The 25105-nt window shown below is 71.8% G+C and carries 25 protein-coding genes; 13 read left to right on the forward strand and 12 right to left on the reverse strand.

The window, feature by feature from the left end; all coding sequences use genetic code 11:
* Positions 1-136: 136 nt before the first annotated feature.
* Complete coding sequence (locus ACFYYB_RS38195; RefSeq protein WP_389442547.1) at positions 137-436, reverse strand: DUF2530 domain-containing protein; 300 nt, start codon at positions 434-436, stop codon at positions 137-139.
* 136 nt (positions 437-572) lie between these two features.
* On the opposite strand from ACFYYB_RS38195, the gene ACFYYB_RS38200 reads away from it, so the two are divergent.
* Entirely contained in the window at positions 573-1979 is a 1407-nt protein-coding gene (locus ACFYYB_RS38200; protein WP_389442550.1) for an NCS2 family permease, read from the forward strand.
* 30 nt (positions 1980-2009) lie between these two features.
* On the opposite strand, the gene ACFYYB_RS38205 is transcribed toward ACFYYB_RS38200, so the two are convergent.
* Positions 2010-2192 (reverse strand): BrnA antitoxin family protein, encoded by a 183-nt coding sequence (locus ACFYYB_RS38205; protein ID WP_250747478.1) that lies wholly within the window; start codon positions 2190-2192, stop codon positions 2010-2012.
* Between the two features lie 119 nt (positions 2193-2311).
* Between ACFYYB_RS38205 and ACFYYB_RS38210 the strand changes: the two genes are divergently transcribed.
* The 3 genes from ACFYYB_RS38210 (at position 2312) to thpR (ending at position 4795) form a co-directional block, all read left to right on the forward strand.
* Positions 2312-2749 (forward strand): MarR family transcriptional regulator, encoded by a 438-nt coding sequence (locus ACFYYB_RS38210; RefSeq protein WP_327306090.1) that lies wholly within the window; start codon positions 2312-2314, stop codon positions 2747-2749.
* 25 nt (positions 2750-2774) lie between these two features.
* A complete protein-coding gene (locus ACFYYB_RS38215) occupies positions 2775-4127 on the forward strand; it encodes an MFS transporter (RefSeq protein ID WP_389442554.1) in 1353 nt (450 codons plus the stop codon).
* 77 nt (positions 4128-4204) lie between these two features.
* Positions 4205-4795 carry an RNA 2',3'-cyclic phosphodiesterase gene (gene thpR / locus ACFYYB_RS38220; protein WP_389442556.1) on the forward strand — a complete coding sequence of 197 codons (591 nt, stop codon included), beginning with the start codon at positions 4205-4207 and terminating at the stop codon, positions 4793-4795.
* Between the two features lie 114 nt (positions 4796-4909).
* Here the strand turns inward: thpR and ACFYYB_RS38225 are convergent, their stop codons facing one another.
* Positions 4910-5899 (reverse strand): aldo/keto reductase, encoded by a 990-nt coding sequence (locus ACFYYB_RS38225; protein ID WP_266907522.1) that lies wholly within the window; start codon positions 5897-5899, stop codon positions 4910-4912.
* 59 nt (positions 5900-5958) lie between these two features.
* Entirely contained in the window at positions 5959-6651 is a 693-nt protein-coding gene (locus tag ACFYYB_RS38230) for a GDSL-type esterase/lipase family protein (RefSeq protein ID WP_389442560.1), read from the reverse strand.
* A gap of 77 nt (positions 6652-6728) precedes the next feature.
* Here ACFYYB_RS38230 and ACFYYB_RS38235 point away from each other — a divergent pair, with 77 nt between their 5' ends.
* A complete protein-coding gene (locus ACFYYB_RS38235) occupies positions 6729-7742 on the forward strand; it encodes a WD40 repeat domain-containing protein (protein WP_389442563.1) in 1014 nt (337 codons plus the stop codon).
* Positions 7743-7755: 13 nt separating this feature from the next.
* Here the strand turns inward: ACFYYB_RS38235 and ACFYYB_RS38240 are convergent, their stop codons facing one another.
* The 6 genes from ACFYYB_RS38240 to rfbB form a co-directional block, all read right to left on the reverse strand.
* Positions 7756-9267 (reverse strand): SPFH domain-containing protein, encoded by a 1512-nt coding sequence (locus ACFYYB_RS38240; RefSeq protein ID WP_389442566.1) that lies wholly within the window; start codon positions 9265-9267, stop codon positions 7756-7758.
* Positions 9268-9398: 131 nt separating this feature from the next.
* Entirely contained in the window at positions 9399-9617 is a 219-nt protein-coding gene (locus ACFYYB_RS38245) for a hypothetical protein (RefSeq protein ID WP_266878693.1), read from the reverse strand.
* Positions 9618-9634: 17 nt separating this feature from the next.
* Positions 9635-10966 (reverse strand): nitrate/sulfonate/bicarbonate ABC transporter ATP-binding protein, encoded by a 1332-nt coding sequence (locus ACFYYB_RS38250; protein WP_389442570.1) that lies wholly within the window; start codon positions 10964-10966, stop codon positions 9635-9637.
* Between the two features lie 71 nt (positions 10967-11037).
* Positions 11038-12780: an ABC transporter permease gene (locus ACFYYB_RS38255; protein WP_389442572.1), complete on the reverse strand. Its 1743-nt coding sequence runs from the start codon at positions 12778-12780 to the stop codon at positions 11038-11040.
* Between the two features lie 156 nt (positions 12781-12936).
* Positions 12937-14346, reverse strand: coding sequence for a lipopolysaccharide biosynthesis protein (locus tag ACFYYB_RS38260; protein WP_389442575.1), 1410 nt, complete (start codon positions 14344-14346; stop codon positions 12937-12939).
* The gene (gene rfbB, locus ACFYYB_RS38265; protein WP_389442579.1) at positions 14343-15320 is read right to left on the reverse strand and encodes a dTDP-glucose 4,6-dehydratase; all 978 of its coding nucleotides are present in this window, start codon (positions 15318-15320) and stop codon (positions 14343-14345) included. The genes ACFYYB_RS38260 and rfbB overlap by 4 nt, the downstream gene beginning before the upstream one ends.
* Positions 15321-15449: 129 nt before the next feature.
* Here rfbB and rfbA point away from each other — a divergent pair, with 129 nt between their 5' ends.
* From rfbA to ACFYYB_RS38285, 4 genes are all read left to right on the forward strand, one after another.
* Positions 15450-16325 carry a glucose-1-phosphate thymidylyltransferase RfbA gene (gene rfbA, locus ACFYYB_RS38270; protein ID WP_389442581.1) on the forward strand — a complete coding sequence of 292 codons (876 nt, stop codon included), beginning with the start codon at positions 15450-15452 and terminating at the stop codon, positions 16323-16325.
* Between the two features lie 100 nt (positions 16326-16425).
* Positions 16426-17322: a glycosyltransferase family 2 protein gene (locus tag ACFYYB_RS38275; RefSeq protein ID WP_389442583.1), complete on the forward strand. Its 897-nt coding sequence runs from the start codon at positions 16426-16428 to the stop codon at positions 17320-17322.
* 66 nt (positions 17323-17388) lie between these two features.
* Positions 17389-18342 carry an NAD-dependent epimerase/dehydratase family protein gene (locus ACFYYB_RS38280; RefSeq protein WP_389442585.1) on the forward strand — a complete coding sequence of 318 codons (954 nt, stop codon included), beginning with the start codon at positions 17389-17391 and terminating at the stop codon, positions 18340-18342.
* Between the two features lie 96 nt (positions 18343-18438).
* Positions 18439-19731: an acyltransferase family protein gene (locus tag ACFYYB_RS38285; RefSeq protein WP_389442588.1), complete on the forward strand. Its 1293-nt coding sequence runs from the start codon at positions 18439-18441 to the stop codon at positions 19729-19731.
* Positions 19732-19820: 89 nt separating this feature from the next.
* On the opposite strand, the gene ACFYYB_RS38290 is transcribed toward ACFYYB_RS38285, so the two are convergent.
* Complete coding sequence (locus ACFYYB_RS38290) at positions 19821-20729, reverse strand: DUF3027 domain-containing protein (protein WP_389442590.1); 909 nt, start codon at positions 20727-20729, stop codon at positions 19821-19823.
* Positions 20730-21067: 338 nt separating this feature from the next.
* Here ACFYYB_RS38290 and ACFYYB_RS38295 point away from each other — a divergent pair, with 338 nt between their 5' ends.
* The 4 genes from ACFYYB_RS38295 (at position 21068) to ACFYYB_RS38310 (ending at position 24657) form a co-directional block, all read left to right on the forward strand.
* A complete protein-coding gene (locus ACFYYB_RS38295) occupies positions 21068-22447 on the forward strand; it encodes an MFS transporter (protein ID WP_389442592.1) in 1380 nt (459 codons plus the stop codon).
* A gap of 80 nt (positions 22448-22527) precedes the next feature.
* On the forward strand, positions 22528-23013 hold the full coding sequence (locus tag ACFYYB_RS38300) for a DUF2771 domain-containing protein (RefSeq protein WP_389442595.1): 486 nt from the start codon (positions 22528-22530) through the stop codon (positions 23011-23013).
* 13 nt (positions 23014-23026) lie between these two features.
* Positions 23027-23791 (forward strand): futalosine hydrolase, encoded by a 765-nt coding sequence (locus ACFYYB_RS38305; RefSeq protein ID WP_389442597.1) that lies wholly within the window; start codon positions 23027-23029, stop codon positions 23789-23791.
* Positions 23788-24657 carry a 1,4-dihydroxy-6-naphthoate synthase gene (locus ACFYYB_RS38310; RefSeq protein ID WP_389442599.1) on the forward strand — a complete coding sequence of 290 codons (870 nt, stop codon included), beginning with the start codon at positions 23788-23790 and terminating at the stop codon, positions 24655-24657. Before ACFYYB_RS38305 ends, ACFYYB_RS38310 begins: the two co-directional genes overlap by 4 nt.
* Before the next feature lie 64 nt (positions 24658-24721).
* Here the strand turns inward: ACFYYB_RS38310 and ACFYYB_RS38315 are convergent, their stop codons facing one another.
* Positions 24722-25105, reverse strand: a complete 384-nt coding sequence (locus ACFYYB_RS38315; protein ID WP_323187858.1) for a cold-shock protein — start codon at positions 25103-25105, stop codon at positions 24722-24724.

Consider the following 25105-nt stretch of genomic DNA (forward strand, 5'->3'; position numbering starts at 1 on the left):
ATGAGTCGAATCCTCCTCGGGTACCCCCTCATGGCCCGCGAGGCGGGCCGCCCGGGCGCGGGGAACTGCGCGCCCAGCCACAGCGGACCCGCACGGCCGCGGGCACCGGCCCAGGCAGCGCGGGGGATGCCGGGCGCTAGCCCGCGTGGGGCGCCGGACCCGCCCCGGGGGCTTCGCCGCGAGCGGCCAGCTCAAGGGCGTGCCGCTTCAGGGCGGCATCGCGGCCGCGGACGTACCAGAGGCCGATCAGGCCGAGGACCCCGCCGACGGCGCAGGTCCAGACCCACCACAGCATGCCCCGGTCCGCGAACCACCCGTAGAAGGGGAGCTGAAAGAGGAAGAGGGCGAACCAGATGATCGTGCCACCGGTCACGGTGCCGACGATCGGGCCCTCCAGGGGCTCGGGGGCCTCGTGCGTCGCAGTCCATTTCGCCATGGGGACAAGTCTAGGCCGGTCGGCTCAGGGTCTACGCGCGGAGATAGACGCCCCTTCGTTCATGTGTTCATACTGAAACGGTTTGGGCTTGGCCCGTTTTCGTCGTATGAAACCACCACTGAGGACCAGGACCCCCATGAGCACGACGGCCCCCGTGGACCGCTACTTCAAGATCTCCGAGCGCGGCTCGACCATCGGCCGCGAGGTCCGCGGCGGGTTCGCCACCTTCTTCGCGATGGCCTACATCATCGTGCTGAACCCGATCATCCTGGGCAGCGCGAAGGACATGTACGGCAACCAGCTCGACGGCGGCCAGCTGGTCACCGCCACCGTGCTGACCGCGGCCTTCACCACCCTGCTGATGGGCGTGATCGGCAACGTCCCGATCGCACTGGCGGCCGGCCTCGGCGTCAACACCGTCGTCGCCCTCCAGCTCGCCCCGCGCATGAGCTGGCCCGACGCCATGGGCATGGTGGTCCTGGCCGGCTTCGTGGTGATGCTGCTGGTCGCCACCGGCCTGCGCGAGCGGGTCATGAACGCCGTCCCGCTCGGCCTGCGCAAGGGCATCGCGATCGGCATCGGCCTGTTCATCCTGCTGATCGGCCTGGTCGACTCGGGCTTCGTCACCCGCATCCCCGACGTCGCGCACACCACGGTCCCGATCCAGCTCGGCAGCAACGGCCACCTCCACGGCTGGCCCGTCCTGATCTTCGTGGTCGGCGTCCTGCTGACGCTGACCCTGATCATCCGCAAGACCCCCGGCGCGATCCTGATCTCCATCGTGGCCATGACCGTCGCCGCCCTGGCGATCCAGCTGATCACCAAGCTCCCGGACGCCGCCTGGGGCCTGACGGTCCCGGAGTGGCCGGGCAACCCGGTGGCCGCGCCCGACTTCGGCCTGATCGGTCAGGTCAGCCTGTTCGGCGGCTTCGGGAAGGTCGGGATGCTGACGGGCATCCTGTTCGTCTTCACCGTGCTGCTGTCCTGCTTCTTCGACGCCATGGGCACCATCCTCGGCGTCGGCGACGAGGCGAAGCTGACGAAGCCGGACGGCTCCTTCCCCGGCATCAACCGGGTGCTGTTCGTCGACGGCATGGCCGTCGCCGCGGGCGGCGCCTCCTCCTCCTCGGCCACCACCTGCTTCGTGGAGTCCACCGCGGGCGTCGGCGAGGGGGCCAGGACCGGCCTCGCGAACATCGTGACCGGCGGCCTGTTCACCGTGTCGCTGTTCCTCACGCCGCTCGCCACGATGGTCCCCTCGCAGGCGGCCACGCCCGCCCTCGTCGCGGTCGGCTTCCTGATCATGGCCGGCTCGGTCAGGGACATCGACTGGAACGACTTCACCATCGCCGTCCCGGCCTTCCTGGCCATGGTGATGATGCCGTTCACGTACTCGATCACCAACGGCATCGGCATCGGCTTCGTGGCCTTCTCCGTACTGCGGCTGGCGACCGGCCGGGGCCGCGAGGTCCCGGTGGCCATGTACGTCGTGTCCGCGGTCTTCGTCTTCTACTACGCGATGCCGGCGCTGGGCCTCACGTAGCCCGTTCGGCCGTACCCGCGGGGGCGCGGCTCACGCAGCCCCGTAGAACTTCTCCGTCTCGTCGACGGCCGCCTTGAAGCGTTCGTCGAAATCGTCGCGAATGAGCGTCCGGACCACATAGTCCTGGACGCTCATTCCTCGTTTGGCGGCATGAGTCCGGAGCCTGTCGAGGAGCTCCCCGTCTATGCGCATGCTCAGCACATGTGTCCCCATGCCGAAAGAGTCGGGGCACAGGGCATGGACGCGTGTCACTTTCCGGAGCCGACTCACCCGTACGAGTGACGCCGGATACCTGGTGTTCCTTAGGTAGAGTAATGAGTTACTCTAAATACATGCATGACCTTTCCCATGGTGACGACGCAGCCGCCGTGAACGACCTCCGCTCCGCCGTCATGCGGCTGGGCCGGCGCCTCAAGCACCAGCGCGTCGACGAATCGCTGAGCCCGACCGAGATGTCGGTCCTCGGCACCCTCGCCCGCTGCGGCCAGGCCACCCCCGGTGAGCTGGCCCGGCGCGAGCACGTGCAGCCGCCGTCCATGACGCGCATCGTCGCGTTGCTGGAAGCCAAGGGACTGGTCACGCTGGAACCGCACCCCGACGACCGCCGCCAGAAGGTGGTCCGCCAGACGGAGGAGGCCGAAGCGATGCTCGAAGAGAGCCGTCGCAAGCGCAACGCCTTCCTCGCCGGGCTCGCGGACGGGCTGACCGAGGACGAATGGGCGAAGCTGCGCGAAGCCGCGCCCGTCCTGGACAAGCTCGCGCACCTATAGGAACGACGCCAGGAGGCGACCCCTTTTGAGTACGGGACCCGGAGCAGACTCCGCCCCCGGCCACACATCCACCACTACGCGCGCCGCCGCCGGGCCCGCGCCGGGCAAGAACTCCATGTTCAGCTCGCTGAAGATCCGGAACTACCGGCTCTTCGCCACCGGCCAGGTCGTCTCGAACACCGGGACCTGGATGCAGCGCATCGCCCAGGACTGGCTGGTCCTCTCCCTGACCGGCTCCGCGTCCGCGGTCGGCATCACCATCGCGCTGCAGTTCCTGCCGATGATGCTGTTCGGCCTCTACGGAGGCGTACTCGCCGACCGGCTGCCCAAGCGCCCGCTGCTGCTGTTCACCCAGGCGGCGATGGGCCTCACCGGCCTCGCCCTCGGTGTCCTCACCCTCGCCGGTCACGTCAACGTCTGGCACGTCTACCTCGCCGCCTTCCTCCTCGGCCTGGTCACCGTCGTGGACAACCCGGCCCGCCAGACCTTCGTCTCCGAGATGGTCGGCAAGGACCAGGTGGCCAACGCGGTCAGCCTGAACTCGGCCAACTTCCAGTCCGCGCGACTCGTCGGCCCCGCCATCGCCGGCGTCCTGATCACCGCCGTGGGCTCCGGCTGGGCGTTCCTGCTCAACGGCCTGTCCTTCGCGGCGCCGATCGCGGCCCTGATGCTGATGCGGACCCGTGAACTGCACCAGGTCGAGGTCCAGCCCCGCGCGAAGGGCCAGCTCCGTGAGGGTCTGCGCTACGTCGCCGGGCGGCCCGAGCTGATCTGGCCGATCGTGCTCGTCGGATTCATCGGCACCTTCGGCTTCAACTTCCCGATCTGGCTCTCCGCCTTCGTCAGCAAGGTCTTCCACGGCGACGCGGGCACGTACGGCCTGTTCAACACGCTGATCGCGGCGGGCTCCCTGGCGGGTGCGCTGCTGGCGGCCCGGCGGGGCCTGTCCCGCCTGCGGCTGCTGGTCGCGGCGGCCGTGCTCTTCTCCGTCCTCCTGCTGGTGACGGCCTTCGCGCCGAGCTTCTGGCTGTTCGCGGCGCTGCTGGTCCCCATCGGGGTCTTCGGCCTGACGGTGAACGTCACCGCCAACTCCAGCGTCCAGATGGCCACCGACCCCGAGATGCGGGGCCGGGTGATGGCCCTGTTCATGATGGTCTTCACCGGCGGCACCCCCATCGGGGCCCCGCTGGTCGGATGGGTCACGGACACCTACGGGGCGCGGATCGGCATGGCCGCGGGCGGAGCGGTCTCCCTGGCCGCCGCCGTCACCATCGGCCTCGTCCTGTCCCGCATCGGCAACCTCCGCCTCAGCGTGAACCGCCACGGCGTCGCCTTCGTCCCCTCGGACCGCCGCCGCCAGCTGGCGACCGCCGCGTAGGCGCCCCGGTGGGGCCGGGCTCATCCGGCCCCACCGGCAACGGCGCCGCAGCGGACACCCGCCACTAGGCTCGGGCCATGAGACTGTTCGCAGCCGTCATTCCGCCCGAGGCGGCCCTCTCGGAACTGTCCGAGGCCGTGCGCGGCCTGCGCGACGATCACCTCCGCTGGACCGCGGAGGCGGGCTGGCACTTCACGCTCGCCTTCATGGGCGAGGTCCACGACGAGGTGCTCCCCGAGCTCCACACGCGCCTCGCCCGCGCCGCGGCCCGCAGCGCGCCCTTCCCGCTGCGGATCCACGGCTCCGGCCACTTCGGCCACCGCTCCCTGTGGGCGGGCGCCGCCGGGGACCTCGACTCCCTGCGCATGCTCGCCGAGCGCGCCGACGCCGCCGCCCGGCGCTCCGGGGTGCCCATGGAGCAGCACCACCGCTACACCCCGCACCTCACCCTCGGCCGGCTCCGCGACGAGCGGCACGACGTCCGCCCCTACTCCGCGGCCCTGGCCTCCTTCGAGGGCACCGGCTGGCAGGTCGGCGAGCTCAGCCTGGTCCGCAGCAATCTGCCCGACTCCGGGGTCCCGGGCGAACGGCCCCGCTACGAGGTCGTCGGGTCCTGGGAACTGGGCGAGCCCGCCCCTCCGTCCGAAGGGCGGGCCCGGTCGCGTTAGGCTCGACGGGTGGATCCCAAGACCAGAAACCGCGTCATGGCCGGTGTGCTCGTACTGATGTTCGTCGTGGTGGCGGTGGCCGCAGCCGTGGGCCAGTAGGCCGGGAGGCGGTCCCTACCAGGCGAACGCCTCCGGAGCCGGACCCGGACCCGGGAAGACCTCGTCCAGCCCGGCCAGCACCTCCGGCGACAGCTCCAGCTCCACCGCCCGCAGCGCGGACGCGAGCTGCTCCGGCGTACGCGGCCCGACGATCGGGCCCGTGACCCCGGGACGCGTCAGCAGCCAGGCCAGGGCGACCTCGCCGGGCTCCAGTCCGTGCTTGTCCAGCAGGTCCTCGTACGCCTGAACCTGCGCCCGTACGGAACTGTTCGCGAGCGCGTCCGCCGAGCGGCCGGTCGCCGTCCGGCCCGATTCCGACGCCTTGCGGATGGCTCCGCCCAGCAGCCCGCCGTGCAGCGGGGACCACGGGATGACGCCGAGCCCGTACGCCTCGGCCGCCGGGATGATCTCCAGCTCCGCCCGCCGCTCGGCGAGGTTGTAGAGGCACTGCTCGCTGACCAGGCCGAGCCGCCCCGAGCGTGCCGCGGCCTCGTTGGCCTGGGCGATCTTCCAGCCGGGGAAGTTCGAGGAGCCCGCGTACAGCACCTTGCCCTGCTGGATCAGGACCTCGACGGCCTGCCAGATCTCCTCGAAGGGCGTCAGCCGGTCCACGTGGTGGAACTGGTAGATGTCGATGTAGTCGGTGTTCAGGCGCTTGAGGCTGGCGTCGACGGCCCGCCGGATGTTCAGGGCCGACAGGCGGTCGTAGTTGGGCCACGGGTCGCCCTCGGCGGCCATGCTCCCGTAGACCTTGGTGGCGAGGACCGTCTTCTCCCGGCGGCCACCGCCCTGGCCGAACCAGGTACCGATGATCTCCTCGGTACGGCCCTTGTTCTCGCCCCATCCGTACACGTTGGCCGTGTCGAAATAGTTGATGCCGGCGTCGAGAGCCGTGTCCATGAGGGCGTGGCTCTCCGGCTCTCCCGTCTGGGGGCCGAAGTTCATGGTGCCGAGGACAAGTCGGCTGACCTTGAGACCGGTGCGTCCGAGCTGCGTGTACTCCATGGGCCACTAGCCAACTGCCTGGAGTGCGCTCGAAGCAAGACCCGCCCGTGAAGCGCGTGTTACGTGTCCCGGCGGGGGCGGTACGGGCCGCCCAGGCCCCAGGCCTGGTGGAGGACCGCCGCGAACTCCCCGGCCAGGCGGTGCTCGCCGGAGGCGTTGGGGTGCGTGCCGTCGTAGGTGTCGCGGTCGATGTCGTACCCCTCCGGGCGCGCGGCCAGCAGGATCGGCGAGGCGGGGGTCGACAGGTCTGCGACGGCCTTGGCGAGGAGCTCGTTGAACAGCTCGACCTGCCGCGCGAAGGGCGCGTCGTCCCGGGCCCTGATGTTGGGTATGACGGGCAGCAGGACCATCCGGATCCCGGGCCGGGCGGCGCGGGCCTCCGCGATGAAGGCGCGGACGTTGTCGGCGGTGCCCTCGGCCGCGGTGTAGAAGCCCAGGTCGATCAGCCCGAGGGAGACCAGCAGCACGTCGGCCCGGGCGGCGCCGGCGGCGGGCCCGATGAGCGGGGCCATGTGCTGCCAGCCCTCGCCCCAGCCGGCGAGGTGGCGGCGGGCCCCGGCGGGGAAGCCGGGGTCGGCGTAGGCATCGCTGGGCGGCGCGTCCGCGCGGGCGTCGTAGAGCCCGTCGCGGGGCCCGACGATCTCGTACGGGCCGCCGAAGGTGGTGTCGAGGTGCTGCCACATCCGGTAGCGCCAGGTGTAGTCGCCGGCGCATCCGACGGTCATGGAATCCCCGACGAACATGAAACGCATCCGGTCATCTTCGCGGATCAAGGGGGCCGCGGCGCCTGTGATGCCGGACACGCGGGGCGGGCTGGCAGGGTAGGGGCATGCGCCCGCACCTGCTGCCCCTGACCGCCGCCGCTGCCGTTCTCGCCCTGCTGCCCTCGGCCGCCGCCGCGTCCGGGTCCGCCGCGTCCGGGTCCGCCGCGTCCGGGTTCACGATCACCGACCCGCGGATCAAGGAGTCGAGCGGGCTCGCGGCCAGCCGGATCCACCCCGGCGTCTACTGGACGCACAACGACAGCGACGACGGCCCGTACGTGTACGCCGTGGACTCCGCGACCGGCAAGACGGTCGCCCGGATCACCCTGACGGGCATCGGCAAGCCCCGGGATGTCGAGGGGATCTCGCTGGGCCCGGACGGGCGGCTGTACGTCGGCGACATCGGCGACAACCTGGGCGGCTCCTGGAACCACGTGTGGATCTACCGCTTCGCCGAGCCCAAGACCCTCGGGGACGCCACGCTCAAGGCCGAGCAGTTCACCGTGAAGTACGCCGACGGTCCGCGGAACGCGGAGGCGCTGATGGTGCACCCGGTGACGGGGCGGGTGTACATCGCGAGCAAGGACGAGAAGGCCGGCGGGCTCTACGAGGGCCCGGCCACCCTGTCCGCCTCCGGTACGAACACCTTCCGGCGGATCGGGGACGTCCCCTGGGTCACGGACGGGGCGTTCTCCCCGGACGGGGGGCAGCTCGTGCTGCGCGGGTACTTGTGGGCGAGGACGTACCCGTGGAAGGACGGGCGGCCCTCGGGGGACGGGGAGGCGGTGGCCGCGCCGTGGCAGGGGCAGGCGGAGTCCGTGACGTACACGGCGGACGGGTCGACGCTGATGTTCGGCGCGGAGGGGGTGGGCAGCCGGGTCGTCGCCGTCCCGGTGGCCCCGGCCGCGAAGCCGTCCCCTTCGGGGTCCGCCCCCGCCTCCGGGGCTCCCGCCCCGGCCCCGGGCGCCCCCGCGGCCCCCGAATCCGGCAGCTTCACGAAGGGCGCCCTCGTCCTGCTCCTGGCCCTCACCATCACCCTGGCCGCGAAGCGCCTCCTGCGGCGCCGCCCCAAGGCCTGACCCTCCGGGTCGCTCAGGCTCCCTGGATCGGGATCTGGTGGGAATCCGACGGGGAGGAGCCGTTCACCGGGGCCGCCCCCGGCTGGGCCGGCGGGGTCGGCTGGGACATCGTCGACAGGAGTTGGCGTGCCAGGCCCAGGCCCGTGCCGCCCATCGTGAGGGCCTTCGCGAACATCTCCGACATGCCCTCCGCCCCGTTGAGCAAGATCATGTGCTCCACGTTGCCGAAGGCACCCGCCCCCGCCTCCACGATCGCCGGCCAGTTCTCGGCGAGCTGCTGCGCGACCACCGCCTCCTGGTTCTCCGCCAGCGCGGCGGCCCGCGCCTGGATCGACGCCGCCTCCGCGAGGCCCTTCGCCTTGGCGGCCTCCGCCTGCGCCAGTCCGTTCGCCTTCGCCGACGTCGCCTCCGCGAGGCCCTTGGCCTGGGTCGCCGCCGCCTCCGCCTCACCGGTCGCACGGGTGGCGGTCGCCGCCGCCAGCCCCCGCGCCTCCGTGGCCTTCGCGTCGGCCGCCGCGGCCGTCGTCACGCGGGTCGCCTCGGCCGCGGCCGCCAGCTCCGTCTCCTTCGCCTTGGCTTGCGCCGCCGAGATGCGCGCGTCGCGGTCCGCCTCGGCCCGGGTCCGGGTCTCGTACGCCGCCGCGTCCGCGGGCTTGCGCACGTCCGCCTGGAGCTGCTGCTCGCGCCGGTGCGCCTCCAGCTCGGCCACCCGGGTCTCCTGGACCACGACCTCCTGCCGCGCCGCCGCCTCCGACAACGGCCCCGCCTGCCGGGCCGTCGCGGCCGCCTTGTCCCGCTCGGCCTGGTAGCCGGCCTGAAGGATCTCGCTGTCCCGGGTGGCCTCCGACATCCGCGCGAAGGCGGCCTGTTCGGCCTCGGTGGCCCGCAGGTTGGCGTCCGCCTGGGCGATCCGCGCGTCCCGCTGGACGGCCGCCGCGTGCGGCATCGCCAGGTTCTTGATGTAGCCCGTCGGGTCCTCGATCTCGTGGATCTGGAGGGAGTCGACGATCAGGCCGAGCTTCTCCATCTCCGTACCGCACGCCGCCCGGGTCTGCCCGGTCAGCTTCTCCCGGTCACGGATCATGTCCTCGACCGTCAACCCGCCCACGATGGACCGCAGATGGCCGGCGAAGACGATGTGCACCCGCTCGGGCATCATCTTCTGCTGGTCCAGGAAGCGGCGGGCCGCGTTGGCGATGGACACGAAGTCGTCGCCGATCTTGAAGATGACCACGCCCTTGACCCGCAGCGGAATGCCCTGGTGGGTCACGCAGTCCACGTTCAGCTGGGTCTCGTTGAGGTCCAGCGAGAGCTTGCGCACGGCCTGCACGCCGGGCATCACCATCGTTCCCCGCCCGGTGACGATCCGGAAGCCCATGCCTTCCGCGATGCCCTCGGTCTTGTGCGCGGAGCCGGAGATGACCAGCGCCTCGTTGGGCTCGGCCACCCGCCACATGAGCTTGAACAGGCCGATCGCGGCCGCGATCGCACCCACGACAATCCCTGCCAGTACGCCGACAGACATCGGCAACTCCCCCTCGTACGCGATGGCGTTCGCCACCGAAGAAGGCGAGTGTGCGCCCGCGTCAAAGCGGCGTGAAGACGGCGGCCGAATCTTGTCGCCATCTTGATACGCAGGGGACGGCAGCGGCCGCTTCAGTCCCCGTACGCGGCCATCACGTAGACCGTCCGCGGCGGCAGGTACTCGACCACCGTGACCACCGTCCCGACCGCCAGCCGCCCCGTCCCCGGCGCCGGATGCGCGAGGAAGTGCTCGGCCCCGCCCCGGATCCGCACGATGACCTCGCCGACCAGCCCCGGCCCGACCGTTCCGGTGACCCGGCCGTCCAGCCCCACCATGTCCGATTCCCCCATGCACCGAGCGTACGGCGCTATCCCCGTACGGGCTCCTCGTCGAACCGGTATTCCTCGTCGTCGGCGTGGTAGCCGTACAGCTCCCCGTAGCGGCCCCAGTCCGTCGCCGTCTCCAGCTGCTGTTCCAGCTGCTCGCTGGTGTAGTGGTGCGAGAGCAGGTCGCGGAAGAAGCCGGCCCGCTGCGTACCGCCCCGCGAGCGCTGCAGGGTGGTGTGGATCAGGTGGACCAGCGGGACCTCCATGGCCCCCTCGGCGAACAGTTCCTTCGACTCCTGTACGTCGGCCCCCGCGAAGGCGGTGCCGCGCGCGGTCAGCACCAGGTGCAGGCCCCGTACCTCGGCCAGCCCCAGCAGTTCCAGCCCGTCCACCTGGGGCAGTACGTCGTCCACCTCCAGCCCCAGTTCCTCGGCCAGGTCGGCGAGGTCCACGCTGCCGTCGCCGGTGCCCCGCTGGAGCACGATCTCGGCGAGGCCCGCCATCCCGTCGACGCTGGCCGCCGGGAGCGGGGTATTGGCCGGGGTGCGCTTGGCGGGCGGGGCCGCGGGCGTGGTCTTGGCGGTGCGGCCGGTCATCACCGCGTACACGGCGTCCACGATCCGCTCGAACTCGGCGCCGCCGCGGTCCCGGGGGCGGGCCAGGTCCACCGCGAAGGTCTCCTTGATGGTCCCGTAGGGCCGCGAGCCCAGCACCACCACCCGGTCCGCCATCAGCACGGCCTCCTCGATGTTGTGGGTGACCAGCACCACCGCCTTGGCGGGGAAGCGGTCGGAGGCCCACAGCTCCATCAGCTCACCGCGCAGGTTCTCGGCGGTGAGCACGTCCAGGGCGGAGAACGGCTCGTCCATCATCAGCACGTCCGGTTCCACGACCAGGGCCCGGGCGAAGCCGACGCGCTGGCGCATCCCGCCGCTGAGCTCCTTCGGGTAGGCCGACTCGAAGCCGTCCAGGCCGATCAGGTCGATCGCCTCCACCGCCTGCCGGGCCCGCGCCTCCCGGTCCATGCCCTTGGCTTCCAGGCCCAGTTCCACGTTCTGCTGCACCGTCAGCCAGGGCAGCAGCGCGAAGGTCTGGAACACCATCGCCGTGCCCGGGTTGGCCCCGCGCAGCTCCTCGCCCCGGTAGGTGACCGAGCCGGAGCTGGCGGGGATCAGTCCGGCGAGGCAGCGCAGCAGGGTGGACTTGCCGCTGCCGGACTTCCCGAGGAGGGCGACGATCTCGCCCTCGTGGATCTCCAGGTCGATGCCGCCGAGCACGGGCAGCTCCCCGTCGGCGCCGGCGTAGGACTTGGTGAGGGCCGCGGCCTGGAGGATCGTGGTCGGCGCGGTCGGCGCGGTCGTGCTCGCGGTCATCGGCGGGCTCCTCGGACGGCTCGGGCATCGGGTCGAGTACGGATCTCGGAAGGGTCGGAGGGGTCGAGGGGTCAGAGGGAGTAGCGGCGTTCCGCGAGCCGGTACAGGGGGCGCCAGAAGAGCCGGTTGAGCCCGACGACGTACATGCTCATGACGGCGATCCCGGCGATCAGCTTCGGGAAGTCCCCGGCCTCGGTGGCGTGGAAGATGTACGCGCCCAGGCCGGTCGCGGAGAGGGTCGTCCCGGCGAAGGTGACGACCTCGCCGACGATGGAGGCGTTCCAGGCGCCGCCCGAGGCGGTGATGCCGCCGGTGACGTACGAGGGGAACACGGCCGGGATGATCAGGCGCTTCCAGCGCTGGAGCCCGCGGACGCCGAGGTCGTCCATGGCCTCCTTGAGGTCGGAGGGGATGGCCATGGCTCCCGCGATGGCGTTGAAGAGGATGTACCACTGGGCGCCCAGCGCCATCAGCAGGACGCAGCCGATGTTGATGTTCAGCCCGGTCCGGAGGAAGAACCAGACGGCCACCGGGAAGAGCAGGTTCGCGGGGAAGCTCGCCAGGACCTGCACCACGGGCTGGGCGATCTTCGTGAGCCGGGGCGAGGAGCCGATCCACACGCCCACGGGCACCCAGACGACGGTGGCGGCGGCGACGAGCACGATCACCCGGACGAAGGTGATCAGCCCGAGCAGCAGCGGCTCCCCGAAGACCCCGAGGCCGGTCTCGCGCTGGAGGTAGCGCACCAGGTCGTACAGGCCCCACAGGATGACGGCTCCAGCGACGATCGTGAAGACCACGTCGCCGGTCCGGCGGCGGGCCGGGTCCACGGACAGCGCCATGTCGTCGCGGCCCAGTACGCGCGCGGCCCGGCCGGTGGCGTCGCGGGCGGGGGCGGTGGCGCGGCCGAGCAGGCGGGGCCAGTGGGAGCGGCGCAGGAAGTCCAGTACGTAGCTGCGCTGGACGTCGGTGGACTCCGACTGCTCGTTCTTGTACTTCTCCGCCCAGGCGGTCAGGGGCCGCCAGAAGAAGAAGTTGACGGTGACGATGGTGACGGTCATCGCGAGGATGACCCAGCCGACCTTCCCGAGGTCGCCCTCGCCGATGGCCGTGCCCGCGTACGAGCCGAGGCCGGGGACGGCGTACTCCTGTCCGGAGACGGAGACCGCCTCGGAGGCCACGAGCATGAACCAGCCGCCGGCGAAGCTCATCATGCCGTTCCACACCAGGTCGATGACCCCGGCGGGGACCTCCACGCGCCAGAAGCGCATCCAGCGGGTGAAGCCGAAGGAACGGGAGACCTCGTCGAGCTCGCGGGGCAGCGAGGTCAGGGTGGCGTAGAACCCGAAGGTCATGTTCCAGGCCTGCGAGGTGAAGATCGCGAAGATGACGGCGCATTCGAGGCCGAGGAGCGAGCCGGGGAAGAGCGCGACGAAGAAGGTGACGAGGACGGAGAGGAAGCCGAGGACGGGGACGGACTGGAGGATGTCCAGGGCCGGAATCAGCACCCGTTCCAGGCGGCGGCTGCGGGCGGCGGCGTAGGCGTAGCCGAAGGTGAAGACCACGGAGGCGATCAGCGCGATGAACATGCGCAGGACGCTGCGGGCGGCGTAGTACGGGAGCTTCGCGGGGTCCGTGTCCACGTCGGGGACGTCGGCGGGGTCGAAGTTGACCGTGGTGCCCTTGCCGACCTGGAGGATCGCGTACCCCAGCACGAGGAAGGCGGCCGCCACGGCGAAGTCCACCCAGGACAGGCGGGTGCGGGTGGGGGCCGCCTGGCCGGTGTGGGTCTCGGGGCGCACGGAGGTCTTCATCCCGCCCAGCGGATCACGCCGTGCGGGCGCCCACACTCCAGGTCACCCAACCGGGGCGCGGGCCCCGGTCAGAACCCCGGTCAGAACCCCGGGCTGGGGTCCCGGTCGGAACCCCGGGCACGGACCCCGGTCGGAACCCGGGGCCCGAGCCCCGGGTCAGGACCGGTCGGCCAGGGCCGGTTCCACGGCGTCGCCACTCGCGGCCGCCACCGGCGCCGCGGCCCGGGGCCGGCGCAGGAAGGTCGCCCACAGGGCCGCCGCCATGCCGAGGACCGCCGCGAAGGAGGCCAGGGTGTAGGCGACGCAGACCCGGGTGGAGACCTCGCCGGGAAGCAGGGTCGCGCCGATCAGGACCAGGGTGGCCACGGCCCAGCCGAGGAGTTGCAGGCGGTGCTTGTGCAGGACCAGGAGCGCCTGGCCGAGCACCATGGCCAGCATGTAGCAGAGGGTGCCGGCGGAGATCCAGAAGAACACGGCGTGGCCGAGTCCCGCCTCGGACTTGAAGAGCACCTCGATGAGCCACGGGCCGAGCAGGGTGGCCGGGACGCCCCCGGCCAGGCCGAGCACGATCACGACCACCGAGGTCCGCCCGAGCAGCCGGGAGAAGCCGGCGCGGTCTCCGGCGGCCGCCGCGGTGGACAGCCCGGACAGGAGCGAGGCCTGGAGCGAGCCGAAGACGAAGAGCGGCACCCGGGCCAGCACGATCGCGTTGAGCAGGCCCGCGACGAGCGCGCCGTCCTCGGGCGCGAGGAGCTTGGTGCTGACCACGGCGGCGTTGACGACGACCTGGGACAGCAGGGTGGAGACGACGAGCGGACCGAGGCCGCCGAGCAGCCCCGACCACCGGTCGAACGGGCCCGCGGCGAGCCCCCGGAAGACGGGGACCGAGGTGACCAGGGCGGCGACGAGCGGGGCGACGGTGAGGATCAGCGCGAAGGCCAGCGGGGAGCGGACCCCGGCGAGGGCGAAGCCCACGGCGAGCCCGATGCGCAGGACTCCGTCGATGCCGAGCTGCCAGCCGAAGGGGCCGAACCGGCCGAGGCCGGCCAGCACCCCGCGGCAGATGTTGCTGATGCCCATCGCGGCGAAGGCCAGGCCGAGCGCGCCGACCATCTCGGTGTGCCCGTAGAAGAAGGTGTCGGCGAGCAGCGGGGCCGCCCAGGCGAGCCCGGCCCCCAGCAGGACGATCATGCCGAGGGTGAGCCCGGCGATCTGGCGCAGGATGCCCGAGACGCCCGTACCGGCGACGCGGTGCGCGGCGACGATCCGGGTGAGCTCCTGCTCGACGGGGAAGAAGAGGCCGATGCCCACGGACATCAGGATCGTCCAGAGCACCGAGAGCGCGGCCATGCCGTCGGTGTCGAGGCTGTGGCCCGCCGCCATCAGGTGGATGTACGAGGCCGCGCCCAGCACGACCGTGCCGGTGATCACCAGCAGGGTGCCGGGCGGCAGGGCGCTCGCGATCCTGGCCAGCGGCGACCGCTTGGCGGTCACCGCCGCGCCAGGGGCGTCCGCGGCGCCCGGGGCGGCCGGGCCGTGGCCGTCCGCCGCGTCCGGGGCGTTCACGACTGCTGGGCGGCCTTCACCTTGAGCGGCTCCCACCAGGCGCGGTTCTCGCGGTACCAGGTGATCGTCGACGCCAGGCCCTCTTCGAAGCCGACCTGCGGGGCGTAGCCGAGCTCCTCGCTGATCTTGCTGATGTCGAGGGAGTAGCGCAGGTCGTGGCCCTTGCGGTCCTCGACCGGCTCGACCATGTCCCAGTCGGCGCCGGCGGCGTCCAGCAGCAGGCCGGTGAGCTCCTTGTTGGTGAGCTCGACGCCGCCGCCGATGTTGTAGACGTGGCCGGCGCGGCCCTTGTGCAGGGCCAGCTCGATGCCCCGGCAGTGGTCCGCGACGTGCAGCCAGTCACGGATGTTGCCGCCCGTGCCGTACAGCGGGACCTTCTTGCCGTCGATCAGGTTGGTGGTGAAGAGCGGGATGACCTTCTCGGGGAACTGGTACGGCCCGTAGTTGTTGGAGCAGCGCGTCACCACGACGTCCATGCCGTGGGTGCGGTGGTAGGCCAGCGCCAGCAGGTCGGAACCGGCCTTGGAGGCGGAGTACGGGGAGTTCGGCGCGAGCGGCCACTCCTCGGTCCAGGAGCCCTCGCTGATCGAGCCGTACACCTCGTCGGTGGAGACGTGGACGAAGCGGCCGACGCCGTGCTTGCGGGCGGCGTCCAGCAGCACCTGCGTGCCCACGACGTTGGTCATCACGAACGGGCCGGCACCGGCGATGGAGCGGTCCACGTGGGACTCCGCGGCGAAGTGCACCACCGCGTCGTGACCGGCCATGACCTGGTCGACGGCCTCGACGTCGCAGATGTCACCGCGGACGAACGCGTAGCCGGGGTGGCCCGCGACGGGCGCGAGGTTCTCCTCGACGCCCGAGTAGGTCAGCTTGTCGAAGACCGTGATCCTGGCGGCAGGGTCTGCCGAGAGTATGGAGCGGACGAACTGCGAGCCGATGAAACCGGCGCCACCGGTCACGAGAATGCGCATAGTGCTTTCACTCTACTGGCCCACACCCGGGGGACGGCATTCTCCGCCGCATCCCCCGCCACATCCTCCGCGGGCGGCCGGACCTCGTCGTCTATCACCCCGGAAGGCGTGCAACGTATGGTGGCACGCATGCGTGGAATCCTCCTTGCAGGCGGCACCGGCTCCCGGCTCTGGCCCCTGACCCGAGCCGTGTCGAAGCAACTGCTTCCCGTCTTCGACAAGCCGATGGTCTACTACCCGCTCTCCACGCTGGTCATGGCGGGTATCCGCGAGATCCTGATCATCACGACTCCCGAGGACCAGGAGCAGTTCCGGCGCCTCCTCGGTGACGGATCACAGTTCGGCCTCGATCTGGACTACGCGGTCCAGGAACGCCCCGACGGCATCGCCCAGGCGTTCGCGCTCGGCGCCGAGTTCATCGGCGAGGAGCCGGTCGCCCTGATCCTCGGCGACAACATCTTCCACGGCAGCGGCCTCGGCACGCGCCTGGCCCAGCGCACCGACCCCAAGGGCGGCGTCGTCTTCGCCTACCCGGTCGCCGACCCCACGGCGTACGGAGTGGTGGAGTTCGACGAGGACGGCCGGGCGATATCCATCGAGGAGAAGCCCGAGAAGCCGAAGTCCCGGTACGCGGTGCCCGGCCTGTACTTCTACGACAACCGGGTCGTCGAGATCGCGCGCACGATCGAGCCGAGCGCCCGCGGCGAGCTGGAGATAACCGCCGTCAACGAGGCCTACCTCAGGAAGGGCGACCTGGAGGTCACCGTCCTGGACCGCGGTACGGCGTGGCTGGACACCGGGACCTTCGTCTCCATGGTCCAGGCCTCGGAGTTCGTACGCGTCATCGAGGAGCGTCAGGGCTTCAAGATCGGCTGCATCGAGGAGGCGGCCTGGCGGGCCGGATTCCTCTCCGACGACGGGCTGCGCGAGCTGGCCCTGCCCCTGCTGAAGAGCGGCTACGGCGCGTACCTGCTGGCCCTGCTCGACGAGAAGAGCCCCGCGTGACGTTCCGCGAGCCCTCCACACAGCCGCTCGGCCCGGACCGGGCGATCGACTGGCGAACCCCTCCCGTTCCGTCCCTCCCGAAGGCCCCGGTGCACTCCTCATGACCACTCTCGACATCATGCTGCCCTACTACGGCAACGTGGCCCTGATGCAGGCCGCCGTGCGCAGCGTGCAGGCCCAGACGGACCCGAACTGGCGGCTCACGGTGGTCGACGACGGCAAGGAGCCGTCCGTTCCCGGCTGGTTCGCGGAGCTCGACGACCCGCGCGTCTCCTACCAGCGCAACGAGCGGAACCTCGGCGTCACCGGGAACTACCGCAAGTGCCTGGGCCTGGTCCGCGAAGAGCACTTCGTGATGATGGGCACCGACGACATCATGCTGCCCGCGTACGTGGCCACCGTCCGGGCCGCGATCGCGAAGCACCCCGGCATCGGCATGATCCAGCCGGGCGTCGAGGTCATCGACGGCGCGGGCAAGCCCACCGAGGGGCTCGCCGACCAGTCCAAGCGCCGCCTGTACAAGCCCCGGTTCACCGGTGAGGTGCTGATGGGCGGCGAGCAGCTCGCCACCAGCCTGCTGCGCGGGAACTGGCTGTTCTTCCCCTCCATCTGCTGGCGCACCGAGGCCGTCCGCACGGCCGGCTTCCGGGACAACCTGGAGGTCACCCAGGACCTCGCCCTGGTCATCGACCTGCTCCAGGCCGGCGAGCAGATGTCCCTGTCGGACACCCTGTGCTTCCAGTACCGCCGCCACGCCGTCAGCATCTCCTCCCAGCAGGCCTTCACCGGGAAGCGCTTCGAAGAGGCCAACCGCTTCTTCCTGGACGTCGCGGACCGCCTGGACAAGGCGGGCTGGACGAAGGCCGCCAAGGCCTCCCGGCTCCACCTGTCCTCCCGGATCCACGCGCTGACGATGCTCCCCGGCGCGCTGAAGAACAAGCAGAGCGACGGCGCCCGCACCCTGCTGCGGCACGTCGCCGGCTCTGACCACCGCTGACGGCGCACCCCCACCCCGACTGCCCCCAGCCACCACCTCTCTCCCCACCGTCCGGAGCCAACGCCCATGTCGCACACCAGCCAGCCCCTCCCCCGTGTGGCCGTCCTCGGAGCCACCGGCTTCATAGGCCGGGCACTGTGCGCCACGCTCGACGAGCGCGGCCACGGCCTGCTCGCCGTCGCCCGCAAGACGCCGGCCGTCACGCTGCCGGGAGAGTTCGCCGCCTTCGACCTCACCCTCGACCCGCCGGCCGAGTTGGCCGAACTCCTGACCGCGCACCGGATCGACGTCATCGTCAACGCGGCAGGCGGCAGCTGGGGCCTGACGGACGAGCAGATGGTCCCCGCCAACCTCGGCATGGCCGAACGCCTGCTGGAGACCCTGCGGGGCATGGCGAAGCCGCCGCGGCTGGTGCAGATCGGATCCGTGCACGAGTACGGCCTCTTCCCGGTCGGCACGAGCTACGGCGAGGACTCCCCCGCACGCCCCTCGACGCTCTACGGACAGCTCAAGCTCCGGGCCACCGAGCTGATCACCGAGGCCGTCCGCGAGGACGGCCTGGACGCCATCGTGCTGCGCCTGGGCAACGTCATCGGCGCGGGCCAGCCCGCCCACAGCCTCCTCGGCGTCATGGCGGGCAAGCTGGCCGAGGGCCTGGCCGCCGACGGCGCGGAGCTGTCGCTGATGCCGCTCACCGCCCAGCGCGAGTTCCTCCACCTCCAGGACGGGGTCGACGCCGTCGTCCTCGCCCTCGCCCCGGAGCGCGCCTGCCCGCCGGTCCTCAACCTCGGGCTCGGCCGGGCGACGTCCGCCCGCGAGGTGGTCGAGCTCCTGATCGAGGAGAGCCGCGTACCGACGCGGATCGTGGAGGTCCCCGCCCCGGCCGGCACCGGCCCGGAGACCGAGTGGCAGCAGCTCGACATCTCCACCACCGAGCGGGCGCTGGGCTGGAAGCCGGTCCGCAGCCTGCGCGACGCCGTCGCCGAGCTGTGGACCGCCGTGTGCCCGGTCGGCGTCTGAGCAGGACCTCCGGTCCCCGCAGGCGCACCGCCGAGCCGACCGCCGAGCCCACCGCCGCGCCCCGGCGGACCCCCTTCAAGGAAGTCTGACTCCCCTATGTCTCGCAGCGCACCAGTCCTGCCCGGCCGGCGCGGAACCCTCGGTGAGCTGTACTCACCCCGGGCCAACAGCTTCGGCGTCCTGCGCCTGCTCCTCGCCTCCTCGGTCGTGCTCTCCCACGTGTGGCCGCTCGGCTGGGGCCCCCTGGACCCGCTGTGGAAGTACAGCGGGCAGCAGACCGACGTCGGCAAGATGGCCGTCATCGGCTTCTTCGTGCTGTCCGGATTCATGATCACGGGCAGTGGCGCCCGCAGCACCTCCGGCCGCTACGCCTGGCACCGCGCCCTGCGCATCCTGCCCGGCCTGTGGGGCTCGCTCCTGGTGTCGTCGCTGATCATCGTCCCCTTCCTGTACTCCTACCTCCACGGCTCGGTGGGCGGGTACTGGAACCACCCCCAGGGCCCGGTCAGTTATCTCCAGGGCACGTGGAACACCTCCATCAGCACCCACTGGGACATAGCCGGTGTGCTGGCCGAAGGAAAGGCCCGCGGAACCAACTTCGACCCCGGCGTCAACGGCGCCCTGTGGTCCCTGAAGTACGAGATCCTCTGCTACGTGATGGTCGGCGTCATGGCCGCCTCAGGCGTGCTCACGCGGGCCCGCAAGCTCGTCCCGCTGTCGGCCGCCCTGCTCGGCATCCTGATCCTGCGGGACTGGATCGCCGCCCCCTCCCTGCGCGGCATCCCCGGCAACATGAGCGCCGCCGTGGAGGTGCCGTTCCTGGGCGCCATGTCGGTGCACTTCATCATTCACCTGTGCTTCGTGTTCCTGATCGGCGCCACGTTCCAGCTGTACCGCGACCGGGTGCCGGTCCACGACGGCCTGGCGCTGCTGTCCGCCGTGGTGCTCGGCGGCTCGCTGGCCTTCGGCGGGGTCTTCGTCTTCGGCTACCCCGCCTTCGCCTACCTGCTGCTGTGGCTCGCGATCCGGCTGCCGCGGCCGTTCCAGAAGATCGGGCGCAAGCGGGACTACTCGTACGGGATCTACATCTACGGCTTCACCGTGGAGCAGGCCCTGGCCCTGCTGGGCTACGCCAAGTACGGCAAGCCGGTCTTCCTGCTGCTGGCCATGGCCGGCACGCTGGTGCTGGCGGCGCTGTCCTGGCACCTGATCGAGTCGCCGGCCATGAAGCTGAAGAACTGGACGCCGTGGTTCGTCCGCAGGCTCCAGCAGCGCGGGGCCGATGCGGCGCAGCCGCAGACGCGGACTCGGCCGCAGTCCCCGACGCAGCCTCAGGCACAGCCCGCCGTGGCCGAGTCCGAGCCGTCCCCGGCGACCACCGCCGGCTGACGCGGCGGGAGTACGCGAACGGCGGCGGCCGGGTCCGAAGGGGCCCGGCCGCCGCCGTTTTCGCTGCTCGGGAGCCGATCAGCAGTCGGTCAGGAGTGGCCCAGATCCGGGGCCAGGGGGTCCGTGGTCGGGACCGAGCCGGAGTCGGGGGACGGCCGGAGGTGGAACTCGTCCGAGGCCATCGAGTCCAGGACGGGCGGCGCCGGTCGCGGCGGCTTCGGCATGACCGCGGCTTCCGAGTGCCCGCCGCAGCCGTAGGACAGGGAGACCAGCCGGCCGTCCGCCGGTCCGAACTCGTTCGCGCAGATGCCGAACGCCTGGCCCAGCGAGCCGCCGATCGCGACGAGGAAGCCGCAGGAGACGCACGAGGCCGGGGCCGCCTGCGCCATCGGGGTCTTCGCACCGAAGGACTCGTCCCAGCGGTCGGCCGCGCTGTGCAGCCCGTAGCGGGAGAGCACCCGTGCCCGGCGCATGCCCAGCTCTTCCGCCACCGAGGTGATGGAGCCGCGTACGGGCACGACCGCGCGGTCGGTGACGTCGGCGTCCTCCGCCTCGACCAGTTCGGCCATCTCGGTGGAGACCACCGAGTTCGGCGGCGGGGCGTCCTCACCCGACCAGCCGGCCTCCAGCCGCAGGTCCTCGGCATCGGTGGGGAGCAGGTCCCCGGGGCCCATGTCGCCCGGCCGCAGCCGCTCGCTCCACGGCACCCACTCGGGGGCCAGCAGGGCGTCGTCGCCCGGCAGGAGCACCGTTTCGTCGAGGGTGACGTTCTTCGCGCGGGAGGCGCGCGTCACGGTTACGGCCCAGCGCCAGCCCCGGTAGCCGGGGTCCTTGCACTCGAAGAAGTGCGTGACGACCCGGTCACCTTCCGCAAGGGCGGCCGTGTGCTCGCCCACCACTCCGGGGTAGGCGGCCTCTTCGGCCGCCGCTCGGGCGAGGTCCACCGCCTCGACGCACAGGCGGTCGGGGGTACGGCTTCGCGTCGTCGCAGCACTCACAGGTCTCGTTCTCTCCTACGCCGTCTCACGAGTGCGCCGTCCGTACTTGTCGTCCACAACGACCCGTCGGCTGTCCCTACGTAGCGCGGGCGGAGCGGACCAGGGGGCCGCGTCGACGTCCGCGCCCGATCGGGTTCCAGGGCGCACCTACCTGCGATCCATTCTGCGGGATCGCGAAGAGGCGCGCGGCCAGGAGCAGCCGCCGGTGGCGCGCTACGCACGCTACCTCCTCCGGCGCCTTCGGCCCACATGCAAGGTCCGATTCGCGGACACCCACGGCCAACCCGGGGGGCGTCCGGGTCCCCGCGACGCGCCGGAAGCAGGTTCCGGAGGACCAAGTGGGGCACTATGGCCACGTGGCACCCGTACGGTCGTCCGATGACGGCTCGGGACCGGCCAGGCGGGCCGGCCGGGCCCTCGGGCGTGCCCTCCACCTGCCGTTCACCGGCACGGCACGGGGAATCCGGCGGGCCACGCACGCCCACGGGGCGGGCGAATCGGGCCTCGGCAAACTGATCGAGCTGCACGCCATCAACGGCGCCGGTGATGTGATGATCACAGTCGCCCTCGCCTCCACCGTCTTCTTCTCCGTCCCCACCGACGAGGCGCGCGGCCGAGTGGCCCTGTACCTCGCCATCACGATGGCCCCCTTCACCCTGCTGGCCCCGGTGATCGGCCCCCTGCTGGACCGACTGCCGCACGGGCGGCGGGCCGCGATGGCCGGCGCGATGCTCACCCGGGCCCTGCTGGCCGTGATGATGTCGGGCGCGGTGGCCACCGGCGGCCTGGAGCTGTACCCGGCCGCCCTCGGGGTCCTCGTCGCCTCCAAGGCCTACGGAGTGGTCCGCAGCGCGGTGGTCCCCCGACTCCTCCCACCGGGGTTCTCCCTGGTCAAGGCGAACTCCCGGGTCACCCTGGCCGGCCTGCTCGCCACCGGCGCCGCCGCGCCCGTGGGCGCCGCCCTGCACACGATCGGACCACCGTGGCCGCTCTACGGGGCGTGCGCGATCTTCCTCTGGGGCGCCTTCGCGGCGTTCACGCTGCCCCACAAGGTGGACGAGGCCAAGGGCGAACGCCGGGCCCGGCTCTCCACCCACGAGGCGCACTCCAAGCGCCCGGGGCTGCGCACGGTCAGCCGGCCGGTGCTGTGCGGGCTGCTGGCGAACGCGTCGATGCGCGGGCTGTCCGGGTTCCTCATCTTCTTCCTGGCGTTCCTGCTGCGCGAGCACCCGCTCGCCGGGCAGAGCGCGGCGGTGTCCCTGGGCATCGTCGGCGTCTCGGCGGGCGTCGGCAACGCCTGCGGCACGGCCGTCGGAGCCTGGCTCCGGGCCCGCGCGCCCGAGGCGATCATCGCCGCCGTGCTGTCCCTGACCCTCGCGGTGGCCGTCCTCGCGGCGGTCTTCTTCAGCGGGGTCTTCACGGCCATCCTGGCGGCGGTGGCCGGCTTCTGCCAGGCCCTCGCGAAGCTCTCGCTCGACGCGATGATCCAGCGCGACGTGCCCGAGGCCGTCCGCACGTCGGCCTTCGCCCGATCGGAGACGCTGCTCCAGGTGGCCTGGGTCCTGGGCGGCTCGATCGGCATCGCACTCCCCCTGAACGGCGTCCTGGGCATGTCGGTGGCCGCGGTGGTGGTGGCCCTGGGCACGGCGATGGCCCTGCGCGGCTTCCTCACGTCCCCGCGGCAGCACCCGACGTCCTCACGACCGCGGGTGGCGTAGCCGGGTGTGCTCGCGCCACGGCGCCGCACCACGGGACCCCGTGCAGCATCGCGCGCCACCCGCCCGATAGCCTTCGGCTCATGACCGCACCGCTTTTCTCGGGTAGGGCCCGCCGCAGCGTCGCGGCCCTCGGAGCCGTTTCCGCCGGCCTCCTCCTCCTCTCCGCCTGTGACAAGCCGACGCCGCTGGCGACCGTGACGGTCGGCACCTCGTCGGTGTCCACCGAAGCCGCCTGCAGCGACGCCAAGGAACTCACGGGCGAGAAGGTCCAGGAGTGCTTCAACGACCTCAAGCACTCAAAGAACATCAGCTACGGCCGCGGCGACACGCTGCGCCTCGGTGTCGAGCCGGACGTCGTCGAGGACGGCAAGAAGTGGCAGGCGGTCCTCGACGGGCAGCCGATCACCGAGCCCTCCTCCAACACCTACCGCAGCTTCCCCGGCGCGGACCTGTTCGCCACCGGCGGCCAGGGCGAAGCCCCGGCCTCCAAGAAGCTGAACATCGTCCAGGTCTCCGAAGACGGCAAGCCCCTCGCCGTCTGGGCCTTCAACGTCAAGCTCAAGTAGTCACACGCCCACCATGCGCGCGCTCATCGTGACCGCGGTGACGGCGGAGGCCGACTCCGTCGTCCGGGGCCTGTCCGGTCCGGTCCCTCATCCGGACCACGTCCCCGTCGACGAGCACGGCCCGGACCACGCCCCCGGCAGCGAACCGCCGCGCACCCTCCCCGGCGGTTACCTCATCCACCGCCGGGGAGCCTTCGACGTGCTGGTCGCCGGGGTCGGACCGGCCGCCGCGGCAGCCGGTACCGCGACCGCCCTGGCGCTCGCGGCCGCCGCCCCGGACGGCTACGGCCTCGTCGTCTCCGCCGGCATCGGCGGCGGGTTCGCGCCCGCCGCCCCGATCGGCTCCCTCGTGGTCGCCGACGCGATCGTCGCCGCCGACCTGGGCGCCGAGACCCCGCAGGGCTTCCTCACCGTCGTGGAACTCGGCTTCGGCCGCAGCGTGCACCTGCCTCCCGCAGAGCTCGCCGCGCGCGCCGCCGAGGCCACCGGGGCGCTGCTCGCGCCCGTACTGACCGTCTCCACCGTCACCGGCACGGCCGCCCGTACGACGGCCCTCGCCGCCCGGCACCCGCTCGCCGGGGCCGAGGCCATGGAGGGCTTCGGGGTCGCCGAGGCCGCCGCCGCCCACGGGCTGCCCGTCCTTGAGGTCCGAGCCGTCTCCAACTCCGTGGGCCCGCGGGACCGCGACGCCTGGCGGATCGGCGAGGCGCTGACGGCACTGGCCGACGGCTTCCGGGCCCTGGGCCCCGTACTCGCTTCCTGGGGAGGACCCTCATGACCGCAGCAGACGCCGCCGGGACGGTACGGATCGCGTACTCGCCCTGCCCGAACGACACCTTCGTCTTCGACGCCTGGGCCCACGGCCGGATCCCCGGCGCACCCGCCCTCGACGTCACCTTCGCGGACATCGACATCACCAACGGCCTGGCCGAGCGCGGGGAGGACGGCGAGTTCGACGTCCTGAAGGTGTCCTACGCCGTCCTGCCGTGGGTGCTGGAGGAGTACGCGCTGCTCCCCTGCGGCGGCGCGCTGGGCCGCGGCTGCGGACCCCTGGTCCTGACGCGCGAGCCGGGCGTGGACCTGACCGGCAAGACGGTCGCGGTGCCGAGCGAACGCTCCACCGCCTACCTGCTGTTCCGGCTGTGGGCCGCCGACGTGCTGCCCGAAGGCGTCGGCAAGGTGGTCGTCCTGCCCTTCCACGAGATCATGCCCGCCGTGCGCGACGGCCGGGTCGACGCCGGACTGGTCATCCACGAGGCCCGCTTCACCTACCGGGACTACGGACTGCACTGCCTGGCCGACATGGGCGAGCACTGGGAGTCCACGACCGGCCTGCCGATCCCGCTCGGCGCGATCATCGCCAAGCGCTCGCTGGGCGCGGACGCGCTGCGCGCGCTCGCCGAGTCGGCCCGTACGTCGGTCCGGATGGCCTGGGAGGACCCGGAGGCGTCCCGGCCCTACGTACGGGAGCACGCGCAGGAGCTGGACCCGGCCGTCGCCGACCAGCACATCGGGCTGTACGTCAACGAGTTCACCGCCGACCTCGGCGAAGCCGGCTACGCCGCGGTGCGCGGCCTGCTGACCCGGGCGGCCGCGGAGGGCCTGGTTCCGGCCATCGCGGCGGACGCGCTGGCCTTCCCGTAGGCCCGTAGGACATGACCGTGCCCCGCGGCCCTGACGGGCGGCGGGGCACGGTCGTGCGCGAGGGTCAGACGTCGAGCTGGTCGGCCACGGCGCGCAGCATGCCGGCGATCTTCCCGCCGTGCGCCTTGTCGGGGTAACGGCCCCGCTCCAGTTGCTGCGTGACGTTCTCCAACAGGGTCGTGAGGTCCTGCACGATGGACGCGAGCTCGTCGGGCTTGCGCCGCTGCGCGGCCGCGACGGAGGGTGCCGGATCCAGGACGATCACCGAAAGCGCCTGGTCACCGCGTTGCCCCGCGACGACACCGAACTCGACGCGCTGGCCGGGCTTGAGGGCGTCCAGCCCGTCGGGAAGCACGGACGAGTGAACGAAGACGTCGCCGCCGTCGTCGCGGGAGAGGAAGCCGAAGCCCTTCTCGCTGTTGAACCATTTGACCTTGCCGGTAGGCAA

Origin of the sequence: Streptomyces sp. NPDC002886, assembly GCF_042888445.1 — a bacterium.
Lineage (GTDB): Bacteria > Actinomycetota > Actinomycetes > Streptomycetales > Streptomycetaceae > Streptomyces.